This is a genomic window from Streptococcus sp. CL6.22, assembly GCF_049738055.1.
Taxonomy (GTDB): Bacteria; Bacillota; Bacilli; order Lactobacillales; family Streptococcaceae; genus Streptococcus; species Streptococcus mitis_DJ.
Genome location: NZ_JBKOTV010000001.1, coordinates 16,817 through 31,099 on the forward strand (window position 1 = coordinate 16,817; position 14,283 = coordinate 31,099).

Below are 14,283 nucleotides of genomic sequence, written 5' to 3' on the forward strand. Positions count from 1 at the left end.
TTGGAGGAATCTATTTATGTTTAATTCTAAAGGACGATATGTTCGTCAATCGCAGGTGGAAAAATTCACACGTTACAGTATTCGTAAGGTTAGTTTTGGTGCGGCTAGTGTGGCTGTAGCTACTGGACTGTTTTTCCTTGGTGGAGGAAGCGTCCAAGCGGCTGAACAATTAACCAATTCAGAACATACAGAAGTTCAAAATCCTCAAAATCTAACTGATAAGTCCTCGGAACCCTCTAAGGAAGTTACTGGACAAGAATTTGTTACTGCTAAAGAGCCCGATGGACAAAATAATACTTCTGTAAAGGAGTCTGCTACTGACAAACAAGCCAGTGAAGCTGAAACTCCAAATGTAGTGACGGAAAAAGTTGCTATTAATACAGCATCGTTAGAAGATTTAGTTGCTAAAGCTGAAAGTAGATTGAGTCAATTAACTGAAGGCAAGAAAACAAAATCAGTCATTGATGATGCTAAAAATTTGGTTCATAAAGCAAAAGAGCTTTTAAATGATGATACAAAAACACAGTCAAACGTTGATGCACTTGCTAAACAACTTTCAAGTAGCCTTATCATTTTAAACAGTATCAATTCAGAAGCAACTGAAGAAGAAAAAGTAAACCAAAACCAAGATTCTAGAAATGGACAAGCTATCCCTGGTAAAGGGGAAAGTGAGTTTAGAGCTGATTCATCTAGTAACGGTGCTACAACTACAGGAACTAGTGATACAATCACACCAACAAATCCAGCGCAACCAACTGCGAAAAATATTATCGGAAGCACAAGTACAGTATCACGAGAAAACTTTACTGGTTGGGATACTTATACAATGCCGTTCGGGAGTCGCCATCCAGGTCAAGGTGATTTAGGTGTTAATACTCCAGAGAAAATAGCAGATGCTGCTGACTTAGAGTTTAGAGTGTTCTCTGATCAAAGAGCTGGTACAAGACCTAGTCCTGGACCATCTAACTATACTTATGATGGTAAAGAGAGTGATGTAAAGGCTCGTATTGACTATGGATTGAAACTTCCTGCTGAAGAAGTCCAAAAAATTATAGAAGAAGCTCCACTATGGCGTGGAAAGCTAAGATATAATGGAACTAGTATTTCAAGTCAAATCCCAGCAACTTACTATGGAAATGGACCTTATGAATATCTGCTTTCTAGTATCTATAAACTTGGATATGAACAAGGTATTGATAAAGTATATATTAAAGATGTAAGTAAACGTATTGAAGTAACAGAAGCTGCTAAAAAGGCTGGTTGGACTGTTTCAGATTTCAATGTGTCCAATTTCCCGAATGGTTTATTTTATGACAAAGCAACAGATAGTGTGCAAGGGGTTGTAACACATAGAAGTCCATTTAACTATCAACAAGTAAAAGCTCGAGTAACGTTTAAAAATACTATTACTGGTAAAAGTGTTACGATTCCACTAGATGATCATAGATTTGGTGGAACAGCATGGAAAGATGGAACACCACCAACACTAGAAATTAACGATACTGTTAAAGAAGGGAAAGTTGGAGAAGCACTAACTGTTCCAGTAGAATATAGAGATGCTGGAGCTTCGCATGCTGGGGTACCAAATGATAGAAGAGTTTCTTATACTTTAACGAATGAAAATGGAACCCCAATTGGACGTACAACTACAATTACAGAAACTGTAGGACGTGCTATTCTGGGTGTTTCTGGAGCGAAGATTACAGGAACGACAGGTACTGGTGCTGCTACTCCTACAGAATTAACAGGAAATGAGACAAAAATTCCAGGTGTAGGTTTTACAATTGCATCAGCTGATATGACTGAGAATAATCCGAATGGATTCAAAGGAACACCAACTGAAGCTGGGATTTACAGAGTTTCAATTTATGCAAGAGATTATCAAGAGACAAATGCTAATGAGGCATACGCACACGCAACCTTTAAAATTGCACCTGAAGTGACAATAAAAAATATTCATGCTTACGATACAGAAGTTCCGATTACAATTTCTAAAGGGGCTTCAGAAGCGACAATTACATTACCAGATGGAACAAATACAAAAATTGTTGCTAAAGATGGTAAATGGGTTGTATCAGAAACAACAAATACTGCTGTAAACGTCAATGATGAAATTGGTACAGTTGGTGAAACTTTCAATCTAAAAGTTCTTCCAACAGCAACAGCAAATGCCGCAACAGATACGATTAACGTAACTGCAAATAGTGAAAATATCACAGCAACGTTTACACGTGCCGAAGTAACATTAAAAACGCAACTAGGAGAAAATGTAGCAGCAACATTCAATAAAACTAGTGGTCGTTGGGAATTATCTGGTGAGACTGCTGAGAAGAAAACTCCTAACAGTGACGGTACAACAACATGGTTAAAACGTGACCTATATGTTGATGTGAATAAAGATGGAGAAACAATCTTTAATGTTTACGAATATACTCGTACATTAAACGCAGAAGGAAAAGTTACAGCCGTTAATAATGTATCTCGTACATTAACGACGTATAAAAAAGAAAATACGGCGAACAGTTCAGCAGATTCAGCAACTGATACTAATAAAGGAATGGTTGTAACTGTTAAATATGATAAAGGATTAAATAAATGGTCTGCTGATGATAATTCTACTGTAACAGCAACAAAAACTGGAGATAAGTGGACGATTTCAACTACATCAGGATTTAAAGGAACAGTTGATGCAGTAGAAACAGCAAGTTCTTCAGATAAAGCGTCTATATTAAATGATGCTCCGTCTATTAGCTCAAGTTTATATACTACTGTAAAAGGTGCTACAGTAGATTTAGTAAAACAAAAATCAGCTGCAGTAACAATTACAGATACAGAAGATGATGCGACAACTGCTCCAAATAAAAAGGAAACAACAGTTACAAAAGTAACGTTAACATCTCCTTCAGGAAAAGTAACAGAATATAGAAGTGCAGCAGAAGCAGCAACTGTTAAATTATCAGAAGTAGGTACTTACACAGTTAAAGTTGAAGTAAAAGATAGTAACGGAAATATCGTTACTGCAGATACTGAAACGGATACTGGAACAAATAAAGGTGCCGAAACTGCAGTGAATTCAACTACTTATACAATTACGGTGAAAGATCAAGAAACGAATAAATTGTATACAGTTGAAGATGATACTGTAACAAATGATCAGTTGAAAGAAAAAGTAAATCCTACAGTTGTAGACGGCTTTACTCCAACTAAAAATGATATTGCAGATATTCCTACAACAGCTAAAAAAGCTGGTCAAATACTAGAAGTAGCAGCAACAGTAAATTATACAAAAGGAACTGAAACAATTCCTGTAGAAACTAAAGTAGATGTTGTAGTTTTACCAAAAGTAGAACCAACAGGTGTAACAGTTCTTAAAGATAGCACTGGTTTAGATGAAGCAGTTAAAGCGAAAGCAGTAGAAGCAGCAACTGCAGTTCCAACTGATAAATTGCCAGATGGTGTAACTGTAAGAGTTAAAGAAGTTAAAGCAGGAACAGTACCGGAAACAACAGCAACTGGAGTACAAAAGCCAGCAACAGCAGTTGTAGAGTATGTAAAAGATGGTAAAGTAGTTGCAACTAGAGAAGTAACAGTCCCAGTAACAGTAGTAGGTTCAACAGCTAAGAAATTAGTAGTATTTGAAGGGGATACTGTTACAAAAGATGATGTGAAAGGTGCTGTAACACCAGGTACAGACGGAACAAAAGGTGAACCTGTCATTGCTGAAGATATTACTGCTAAAGCAGGAAATAAAGAAGCGACAATCCCGGTAACATATGATAATGGTAAGTTAACCGAAACAGTGAAAGTTCCAGTAACAGTTTTACCAAAACCAGAAGCAGATGAAATTCTTGTTCCTAAAAATGGCGACAAAGAAAAAGCAAAAGAAAAAGTACTTGCTCAAGCTGAAAAAGCGATTGCTGATGGAACATTTACAGGTAAACTACCACAAGGTGCTAGAGTTGAAATTGATAAAACAGCTACAGTAACAGTCCCTGACTTAACAGATGATACTGAAGTGGATGTGACTGTTAAATACATTGTAGATGATGAAGAGAAAACAACAACTGTTAAAGTACCAGTTACAGTAGTTGAAGGTATACCACAAATCGTCCCAGTTGATGAAAACAACAAACAACCAGATCCAGAAAAGAGCATTGATAAAACAGATTATCCAGAAGGATCTACATTTAGATATAAGACTCCAGATGGGCAAACATCTCCAATCGATGTAACAACAACTGGTGATAAGAATGTGATTGTTGAAGTACTTGATCCACAAGGAAATACAATCGTTGAAGTACCAGCAACTGTACGTGTAGTTGATAGTACACCACAATTTGTAGTAGCAAATCCAGCTAAGAAACAACCTGAAGCGAAAGATAGTGTTACACCAGGAGAATATCCAGATGGCACAACATTTGAATACAAAACACCAGTAGATACAACAACTGCAGGTGAAAAAGATGTAACTGTTGTAGCTAAGTTAAATGGTCAACCAATTGCAGAAGTTCCTGCGAAAGTAGTAGTTGTAGATCCTAAGACACAATACGTAGTAGCAGATCCAAGCAAACCACAACCGGATGCAGCTAAGAGCATTGATCCAGAACAATACCCAGAAGGAACAACATTTGAGTATAAGACTCCAGTAGATACAACAACACCAGGAGAAAAAGATGTAGTTGTCATTGCAAAAGATGGAAATGATACACTTGTAGAAGTACCAACAAAAGTGAAAGTTGTACAAGGTTACCCACAAATTGTTCCAGTAGATGAAGGTAAGAAACAACCATCACCTGAAGATAGCATTGATTCGAATGATTACCCAGATGATGCAACATTTGAGTATAAAGAAGAAGTAGATACATCTAAACCAGGTGATAAGAAAGTTACCGTTGTTGTGAAACAAGGGGATAAGGTATTAGTTGAAGTGCCATCTACAGTTCGTGTAGTGGAAGGTTATCCTAAATATGTACCAGTAGACCCAGCTAAGAAACAGCCAGATCCAAAAGAAAACATTAATCCAAATGATTTCCCAACTGGAACAACATTTGAATATAAAGATAACACTCCAGTAGATACAACAACACCAGGTGATAAACCAGTAACGGTGGTAGCTAAGCTGAATGGACAACCAATTACAGAAATTCCAGCGACAATTGTAGTAGTAGAACCTAAGACACAATATGTCCCTGTGAATGCTGAAAATGATAAGAAACCAAAACCAAAAGATAGCATCACTCCAGATGATTATCCAGAAGGTTCAACATTTGAATACAAAACTCCAGAAGGACAAGCAACTCCATATGATGGAACAACACCGGGTGAAAAAGATGTTACTGTAGTCGTGAAAGATTCGGATGGAGATACAATTGTAGAAGTACCTGCGAAGATTAAAGTCGTTCAAGGTAAAGAACAATTAACTCCAGTAAATGCTGAAGATAAAGATAAACCTAAAGCTGAAGATAGTATCACACCAAGTGATTATCCAGAAGGTTCAACGTTCGAATACAAAGTTCCAGAAGGACAAACAACTCCATATGATGGATCAACACCAGGTGATAAACCAGTTACTGTAGTTGTAAAGGATAAAGATGGGAAAGTGTTAGTAGAAGTTCCAGCTACTATTAAAGTAGTTGAAACAAAACCAACACCAATTGAAACACCTGTAACAAATACGCCATTAAAAGAAGAAGATTATACTAGAGGTCTAAATATTCCAGACGGAGCAACAGCTAAAGTAGGAGACTTACCAGATTTAACAACACCTGGAGAAAAAACTCCTGTAAAAGTAACGATTACATTACCAAATGGTAAATCTTATACTGTAGATATTCCTGTAACAGTCACACCAGTTAAGGAAATCGAAACACCAGTTACAACAGAAAAACTGACTCCAGAGAATGTATTAAAACAAATTAAAGTACCAGAAGGAGCAACAACTAAGGTAGGAGATCTTCCAGACTTAACAACACCAGGTAAGAAAGACCCAGTGAAAGTAACGATTACATTACCAAATGGCAAAGTAGTGACAGTAGACGTACCAGTAACAGTCACACCAGTTAAGGAAATCGAAACACCAGTTACAACAGCTAAATTGACTCCAGAGGATATTTTAAAACAAATCAAAGTACCAGAAGGAGCAACTACTGAGGTAGGAGACCTTCCAGACTTAACAACACCAGGTAAGAAAGATCCTGTAAAGGTAACAGTAACATTACCAAATGGAAAAGTGATTACAGTAGAAGTGCCGGTAAATGTAACACCAATTAAGGAAATCGAAACACCAGTCACAACAGCTAAATTGACTCCAGAGGATATTTTAAAACAAATCAAAGTACCAGAAGGAGCAACAACTAAGGTAGAAAACATTCCAGACTTAACAACGCCAGGTAAGAAAGATCCAGTGAAGGTAACAGTAACATTACCAAATGGCAAAGTAGTGGCAGTGGATGTTCCAGTAAATGTAACGCCTGTTAAGGAAATTGAAACACCAGTAACGAAAGATAAATTGACTCCAGAAGATATCTTGAAACAAATCAAAGTACCAGAAGGAGCAACAAGTAAGGTAGAAAACATTCCAGACTTAACAACACCAGGTAAGAAAGACCCAGTGAAAGTAACGATTACATTACCAAATGGCAAAGTAGTGACAGTAGACGTACCAGTGAATGTAACACCAATTACACCAATTGAAACACCAGTAACAACAGCTAAATTGACTCCAGAGGATATTTTAAAACAAATCAAAGTACCAGAAGGAGCAACAACTAAGGTAGGAGATCTTCCAGACTTAACAACACCAGGTAAGAATGATCCTGTAAAAGTAACGATTACATTACCAAACGGTAAAGTTGTGACTGTAGAAATTCCAGTAAATGTTACACCTATTGAAGATATTGTTAAAAAACAAGGAGATCCAATTACTGCTGAGGATGTTGAAAAACACATTCCAAAAGGAGTCAAAGTTATTTCTATTGGAGATAAACCTACAACGGATGTTCCAGGGGAAAGACCAAGTATCCCAGTAGAGATTGAATTACCAAATGGAATTCGAGTAACGATGAACATTCCAGTAATCGTAACACCGAAAGTAACACCTGTAGTAGTTCAAGTAGGAACACCAGTTACGCCAGAAGATGTTCAGAAACATATTGAATTACCAAATGGATGGAAGGTAACAAAAGTAGGAGAAATTCCAACAACAACTACACCAGGAACAAAACCAGTCGTTCCAGTAGAGATTGAATTACCAGATGGTCGTAAGATTACTGTCGATGTACCAGTCATCGTTACGCCAACCGTAAGACAAATTGTTGTACCACAAGGAACACCAATCACACCAGACGATGTGAAAGGGCATATCGATCTTCCAAAAGAACCAGGATGGGAAATTATTGAAGTAGGAGAAATCCCAACAACAATTCCTGCTGGAGTGAAACCAAGCGTTAAAGTGAAGATTAAAGTTCCAACTGGAGAAATTATTGAAGTAGAGGTACCAATTATCGTAACACCGACAGTAACTCCTATTGTAGTGGAAGTTGGAACACCGATTACTGAAGATGAAGTGAAAAAACATGTGGACCTTCCAGAAGGATGGAAGATTACTAAAGTTGGAGAAATTCCAAAAACAAATACACCAGGTGATAAGCCATCTGTAACGGTTGAGATTGAATTACCTGATGGACGTAAAGTGACAGTAGAAGTTCCTGTGAAAGTAACTCCTAAATCTAATCATGGTAATAGTCAAGGTAACAATGGTAGTTCAACTATTCATATCGTAACACGTTATCAAGATGGTGATGGTAAAGAAATTTCTCCAGAAGAAAATGGTAGCCATGAACCTAAGACTTTAGAAGGTTATGAATATATTAGTACTAAAACAGATAAAAATGGCAATGTGATTCATACCTATAAAAAAGTAGCTACCCCAACTCGCTCTGAGCAACCTGTTTCGCCAGTTCGTCCTACAGATCCAGATAAACCAGTAGTTACTCCAACTCAGGTAAGTCGAACAGAATCAAATCAGGCAGTTAGTGAAACAACCGTAGCCAATGACAAGAAGGAATTACCAAATACTGGTACAGATGATAAGAACATTTTATCTAGTCTTGGACTTCTTGGAATGTTGGGTGCATTCGGACTTGTAGCTCGTAAGAAAAAAGAAGACTAAGAAAGAAACTTCCTTTCTAAAGTTCGATAAAAAATAGACTGAGGTGAAAACTTCAGTCTATTTCTTTTGGATATGAAAATATCCTCTGGCAAGAACCAGAGGATAAGAGTATTATTTCATTGTTGGGAAGAGCAATACGTCACGGATAGTAGTTGTATCAGTGAGAAGCATGCAGAGACGGTCGATACCAATTCCCAAACCACCTGTTGGTGGCATACCGTATTCAAGAGCTTCAATGTAGTCATAGTCGATGCCTGTCGCTTCATCATCACCAAGTTCTTTGGCTTTAGCTTGGGCTTCGAAACGGCTAAGCTGATCGATTGGGTCGTTGAGCTCAGTAAAGGCATTACCGTACTCCTTAGTCATGATGAAGAGCTCGAAACGGTCAGTAAAGCGTTCGTCCTCAGGATTCTTCTTAGCAAGTGGAGATACAGCTACTGGATGTCCATAGACAAAGGTTGGTTGGATCAAAGTTTCTTCAACAAACTCTTCAAAGAAGGCATTGATGATGTGGCCAACTTCAGTGTAGTGTTTTTCAACTGGAACTTTCTTCTCAGCAGCGATAGCTTTGGCTTCTTCCAAAGTCATGTCTTGCCAGAAATCTACACCAGTAATTTCTTTGATAGCATCCACCATGTGAACACGTTTAAATGGTTCATTGATTTTGATTTCAGTACCTTGATAGTTAATTGGGCCATCGCCTTTGACTGATTTAGCAGCGTGTTGGATAATGCCTTCCGTCAAGTCCATGATGTCTTGGAAGTCTGCATAAGCTTGGTAGACTTCGATAGAAGTAAACTCAGGGTTATGAGTAGCGTCCATTCCTTCGTTACGGAAGATACGGCCGATTTCATAGACGCGTTCCATACCACCGACGATAAGGCGTTTCAAGTGAAGCTCAGTCGCGATACGAAGCACCATGTCAATGTTTTGGGCATTATGGTGGGTGATAAATGGACGGGCCGCCGCACCACCAGCTTCGTTGTGAAGAACAGGTGTTTCCACTTCAAGGAAACCTTTTTGGTCAAGGTAACGACGGATTTCAGAAATGATTTTTGAACGAGTGATAAAGCGCTCAAAGCTTTCACGGTTAGAAATCAAGTCAAGGTAACGTTTACGGTAAATTGTTTCAACGTCTGTCAAACCGTGGAATTTCTCAGGAAGTGGGCGAAGTGCTTTAGATAAGTGAGTGATGTGAGTAGCTTTGATAGAGAGTTCTCCCATATCTGTACGCATCACTTCACCTTCGACACCAAGGAAGTCACCAAGGTCTGCTTTTTTGAAGATATCGTAGTTTTCTTCACCGACAGCATCCTTACGAACGTAAATCTGGATTTGACCTTCGCGGTCTTGAAGGTGGGCAAAACCTACTTTACCTTTACCCCGTTTGGTTACCAAGCGTCCTGCGATAGTAGCTGTTTCATTTTTTTCATGTAATTGTTCTTTATCGAGGTCAGCATATTTATCTTTTAATTCTTGTGAATTTGCAGTACGTTCAAAACGTTTTCCGAAAGGATCAATTCCTTGTTCACGGAGCGCAGCCATTTTTTCACGGCGAACGATCTGCTGGTCATTTAGTTCTTCCATATGTTCTGTTGACATGGGATCCTCCTAGTTTTACTCAAAATTGAATACGATGAGTCATTTTTTGCGATACTCCCATTTTATCATAAATAGCCAAGAAATTCACGGATAATCTTTAAAAACTAAAAAGAACTTGACGCTAAAATCAAGTTCTGTTATTGATAGGAAGTATCATTCCAAGTATCGAGAGTAAATGTTTCAAAATCATGGGTTTCTAGAATGGTTAGGCTGGCATTTGCTAGACCGCCATCTTTACGAAGAAGTGGTTCTTTATAACCTAGAAGAGTACGAAGACTGGCAGTAAGATTAGCACCGTGACCGACAATTAGAATACGCTCAGCTGGACTATCTTTTAATGATTTGATAAATTGGATGGTCCGTTGCGTGGTGCTATAGAGGGATTCGGCTCCAAACATTTGAGTGTCAAATTGAGCAAGATTAGATCGGAAAGCTTTGATTTGTTGCGGGTAAATAGATTCCAAGGTTGCAATTTTTAAACCTTCCAACTTCCCCAGCTGCCATTCACGGAGATTAGGAACACTTTCTAAAGGACAGGGGGTCTGGAGTTGACTTTGGATAATTTCAGCAGATTTGACCGCTCGAGGTAAATCACTTGAATAAATCTGATCGAAAGGAACATCCTTGAGATACTGGCCTAGTCGTTTTAGGGTTTCAATGGATTCAGGAAGAAGGGGAGAATCTCCACTAGCACCTTGAAAGCGTCCTTCTTGGTTCCATACTGTACGACCGTGGCGGACAAAGTAGAGTTTCATTATTTGCTGTCCTCCAAGATATCTGCAAAGTCAGCTTTTACAAAGTTAGCCAAGTCTTGTGGTGCGACGATAATGCTGTGACCGACCTCGCCTGCAGAGACAATCATTTGTTCCAAGTCTAGAGCAATCCTATCGATAAAAATGGGATAATTGTGTTTCTGACGAATACCGACAGGATTATTGGCTCCATGAATGTAACCAGTTGTTTTTTCCAAGTCCTTTTGTGGAATCATGCTCACTTTTTTATTGCCAGAAATTTTGGCTAGTTTCTTTTCAGACAAGTGTTGGGTGATAGGGACAATTCCGATAATCGGTCCTGTTTTATCTCCCAAAAGCGCCAAGGTTTTGAAAATCTGATCTCGTTCATAACCTTGAGGAAGTTCTCCTTCTAGGGCATTGATTTGAATCCCCTGATGTGGGATACCTGCTTTAGACAGAATTTGTTCTACCAATGTTTTTTTGATTTTAACTTTTTTTGCCATTATTTATACTTATCCTCCAATTGGCTCATCCAAATACCAAGCCAGATTCCAAGTGCAAAGAAGAAGGCGATGATGACATACCCAACAAGAGAAATACCAGTGTATTGGATACTTTCAGCGTTTCCTGCATTTGGAATCAAGATCAAAAGAGTACTTGATAAGACGATTCCGATGATGAAATGATAGACGCGTGAGTGGTAGTTGTTTAAGGCATAATCCATCAATTTTGAAAAAATGATGAGAGTTGCGCCTGCTCCGATTCCAATCGGAAAGAAGGTTCCCAAGAGGTCAAATGTTTTAAAACCAGTCAACATAGGAGCATAGAGGCCCAAAATCAAAAGTAGATTTGATGGACTGAGGCCAGGAACTAATACGCCAAGAGCCAGCAGTGCACCAGCTAGGACGAAATTAAGAAAGCTGGCACTTAAGGTTCCAACAACAAAATTTAAGGCATAGAGTCCTAATCCAGAAATGATAAAGGTTGTCCAGAACCAAGCTAAATCAATCTTGTCTCGGTCAGATTCTCGAGTTGATTCTTTGAGAAGGCTAGGAACTGTACCAATGATGGCACCTGCAAAGCTCCATAAGACAAAGACCTGATAATTTTCAAGCAGGTATTCAATCGGGTAGGAAAATAAGCCGATTCCCAGAAGCATACCGATGGCAACTGGAATAAAGTACAAAACATTTTCTTTAAAGTCTTTAAAGGGATGGGCCAGAAAGCCAATCATTCGTTCATAAATTCCTAAGATTGCTGCTAGAACCCCTCCGGAAATTCCCGGTAGAATAAATCCAAGAGCAATGACAATCCCTTTAATAACGCGTGCTAACCATGAGAGCATATTTTTCCTCCAACTATTTCTATTTCAAAAAATCCTTACTATATTGTATCACAATCAAACACAAAAATAAAAAGCAAATGATAAACAAATGCTTTTAAGGTTTTAAAAAGAGTTTTCTAAAGGTTTCTTCTTTGTTCTTTAAGGCAGAGATAACGTTGATATCTAAATCGTGGTCAAAGCCAGCAATTTTTCCTTTAGACGTGTACTGGTGAATGTCGTAATCTAAATCAGTTTTAGGAGTAGCTTCGTAAAATCCTGAGTCAGAACCATAGGAAGGAATCCAAACAGACGTAAACTTATCTGTATCAATACTGTGTTCTTCCATGAAGTAGACCCCAACGTAGATTCCGATATTTTTAGCACCTAGTGATTCTAGTTTTGCTCGAAAGGCTTCAACACCTTCGTTCATATTAGACATGGTTTTTTCTTCCACGTCTAGCCAATAGTAGCTAGGGCTGTATGGCGATGAAGCATTATAAAAAACTTCAGCAGCCTTTTCCATTTCTTGGATACTTTTTCCAGCTACATAGGCATAGACACCAACTGGGACATTTCGTTTTTGAAACTCAGTGATATGGGTTTTAAAGGCCTTATCAACACCATTAACATAGGAAGCATCGTTCTCTTTGGACGTTTGAGCACCACTATGGACGCGAACAATAGCTCCAGAAATGTTTTGGGACAGAGTATCGTAATTGATTTCCTCAGGACGTTGCCAACCAGAAACATCAATCACCGGTTTATCTATATTATGTAGCGCTTGCGTTTCTACTTGCGCGATATTTGACTTTGTTTTTACAGGATGGTCCTCAAAACGAGGGCGATTCAGGATTAAAATGAAAATCATAATCCCAAAAAAACCAAATAAAATAAGCGGATTTATTTTCTTTCTCATATCTCATAATTTTACCTTAAAAATGAGAAAAAATCAAAAAAAATACTCAAAAAATGGGTTAAGAAAGGACTTTAGAGCATTTTTTCATTCAAGAGCGCGGAATGATTTGAAATATGGTATAATAAAAGGGAATTTCTAGAGAAAAGAGAAGATTATGTCAAATTATGCCATTATTTTAGCAGCGGGAAAAGGGACTCGCATGAAATCTGATTTGCCAAAAGTTTTGCACAAGGTTGCGGGTATTTCTATGTTGGAACATGTTTTCCGTAATGTGGGAGCTATCCAACCCGAAAAGACAGTAACCGTTGTAGGACACAAGGCGGAATTGGTTGAGCAGGTCTTGGCTGGACAGACAGAATTTGTGACTCAATCTGAACAGTTAGGGACTGGCCATGCAGTTATGATGACAGAGCCTATCCTAGAAGGTTTGTCAGGTCACACCTTGGTCATTGCAGGGGATACTCCTTTAATCACAGGTGAAAGCTTGAAAAACTTGATTGATTTCCACATCAATCATAAAAATGTGGCTACTATCTTGACTGCTGAAACGGATAATCCTTTTGGCTATGGACGAATTGTGCGTAATGACAATGCTGAAGTTCTTCGCATTGTTGAGCAGAAGGATGCTACAGATTTTGAAAAGCAAATCAAGGAAATCAACACTGGAACTTACGTTTTTGATAACGAGCGTTTGTTTGAGGCTTTGAAAAATATCAATACCAATAACGCTCAAGGCGAATACTATATTACAGATGTCATTGGCATTTTCCGTGAAGCTGGTGAAAAAGTTGGCGCTTATACTTTGAAAGATTTTGATGAGAGTCTTGGAGTAAATGACCGTGTAGCACTTGCGACTGCTGAGTCGGTTATGCGTCGTCGCATCAATCACCAACACATGGTCAATGGAGTTAGCTTTGTCAACCCAGAAGCAACTTATATCGATATTGATGTTGAGATTGCGCCCGAAGTTCAAATCGAAGCCAACGTTACCTTGAAAGGGCAAACGAAAATTGGTGCTGAGACTGTTTTGACAAATGGAACTTATGTGGTGGATAGCACTATCGGAGCAAGAGCTGTCATTACCAATTCTATGATTGAGGAAAGTAGTGTTGCAGACGGTGTGACAGTCGGTCCTTATGCTCACATTCGTCCAGGTTCAAGTCTGGGTGCCCAAGTTCATATTGGAAACTTTGTTGAGGTGAAAGGTTCTTCTATCGGCGAGAATACTAAGGCTGGTCATTTGACTTATATCGGAAACTGTGAAGTGGGTAGCAAGGTTAATTTTGGTGCAGGAACTATTACAGTCAACTATGACGGCAAAAACAAATACAAAACAGTCATTGGTAACAATGTCTTTGTTGGTTCAAATTCAACCATTATTGCGCCAGTAGAACTTGGTGACAATTCCCTCGTTGGTGCGGGTTCAACTATTACCAAAGACGTTCCAGCGGATGCTATTGCTATTGGTCGTGGACGTCAGGTCAATAAAGACGAATATGCAACTCGCCTTCCTCATCATCCTAAGAATCAGTAGGAG

At 38.6% G+C, this 14,283-nt stretch carries 7 protein-coding genes; 2 read left to right on the plus strand and 5 right to left on the minus strand.

All coding sequences use genetic code 11. The features are described 5' to 3' along the window. Window positions 1-16: 16 nt before the first annotated feature. Entirely contained in the window at window positions 17-8,170 is an 8,154-nt protein-coding gene (locus ACLNCW_RS00090; RefSeq protein WP_424845167.1) for a Rib/alpha-like domain-containing protein, read from the plus strand. A 111-nt stretch (window positions 8,171-8,281) separates the two neighbouring features. On the opposite strand, the gene lysS is transcribed toward ACLNCW_RS00090, so the two are convergent. From lysS to ACLNCW_RS00115, 5 genes are all read right to left on the minus strand, one after another. Next, window positions 8,282-9,772: a lysine--tRNA ligase gene (lysS, locus tag ACLNCW_RS00095; protein WP_424845168.1), complete on the minus strand. Its 1,491-nt coding sequence runs from the start codon at window positions 9,770-9,772 to the stop codon at window positions 8,282-8,284. 137 nt (window positions 9,773-9,909) lie between these two features. After that, on the minus strand, window positions 9,910-10,527 hold the full coding sequence (locus tag ACLNCW_RS00100; protein ID WP_261013839.1) for a histidine phosphatase family protein: 618 nt from the start codon (window positions 10,525-10,527) through the stop codon (window positions 9,910-9,912). After that, window positions 10,527-11,009, minus strand: coding sequence for an aminoacyl-tRNA deacylase (locus ACLNCW_RS00105; protein WP_214614719.1), 483 nt, complete (start codon window positions 11,007-11,009; stop codon window positions 10,527-10,529). Before ACLNCW_RS00105 ends, ACLNCW_RS00100 begins: the two co-directional genes overlap by 1 nt. Beyond that, the gene (locus tag ACLNCW_RS00110; protein ID WP_125452956.1) at window positions 11,009-11,851 is read right to left on the minus strand and encodes a DUF368 domain-containing protein; all 843 of its coding nucleotides are present in this window, start codon (window positions 11,849-11,851) and stop codon (window positions 11,009-11,011) included. The genes ACLNCW_RS00105 and ACLNCW_RS00110 overlap by 1 nt, the downstream gene beginning before the upstream one ends. A gap of 94 nt (window positions 11,852-11,945) precedes the next feature. After that, entirely contained in the window at window positions 11,946-12,746 is an 801-nt protein-coding gene (locus tag ACLNCW_RS00115) for a glycoside hydrolase family 25 protein (RefSeq protein ID WP_424845169.1), read from the minus strand. A gap of 154 nt (window positions 12,747-12,900) precedes the next feature. On the opposite strand from ACLNCW_RS00115, the gene glmU reads away from it, so the two are divergent. Further along, entirely contained in the window at window positions 12,901-14,280 is a 1,380-nt protein-coding gene (gene glmU / locus ACLNCW_RS00120) for a bifunctional UDP-N-acetylglucosamine diphosphorylase/glucosamine-1-phosphate N-acetyltransferase GlmU (RefSeq protein ID WP_261013842.1), read from the plus strand. Window positions 14,281-14,283: the final 3 nt, after the last annotated feature.

Coding starts and splice junctions, on each gene's coding strand:
- ACLNCW_RS00090 (WP_424845167.1), top strand. CDS start 17: ATGTTTAATTCTAAAGGACGATATGTTCGTCAATCGCAGGTGGAAAAA.
- lysS (WP_424845168.1), bottom strand. CDS start 9,772: ATGTCAACAGAACATATGGAAGAACTAAATGACCAGCAGATCGTTCGC.
- ACLNCW_RS00100 (WP_261013839.1), bottom strand. CDS start 10,527: ATGAAACTCTACTTTGTCCGCCACGGTCGTACAGTATGGAACCAAGAA.
- ACLNCW_RS00105 (WP_214614719.1), bottom strand. CDS start 11,009: ATGGCAAAAAAAGTTAAAATCAAAAAAACATTGGTAGAACAAATTCTG.
- ACLNCW_RS00110 (WP_125452956.1), bottom strand. CDS start 11,851: ATGCTCTCATGGTTAGCACGCGTTATTAAAGGGATTGTCATTGCTCTT.
- ACLNCW_RS00115 (WP_424845169.1), bottom strand. CDS start 12,746: ATGAGAAAGAAAATAAATCCGCTTATTTTATTTGGTTTTTTTGGGATT.
- glmU (WP_261013842.1), top strand. CDS start 12,901: ATGTCAAATTATGCCATTATTTTAGCAGCGGGAAAAGGGACTCGCATG.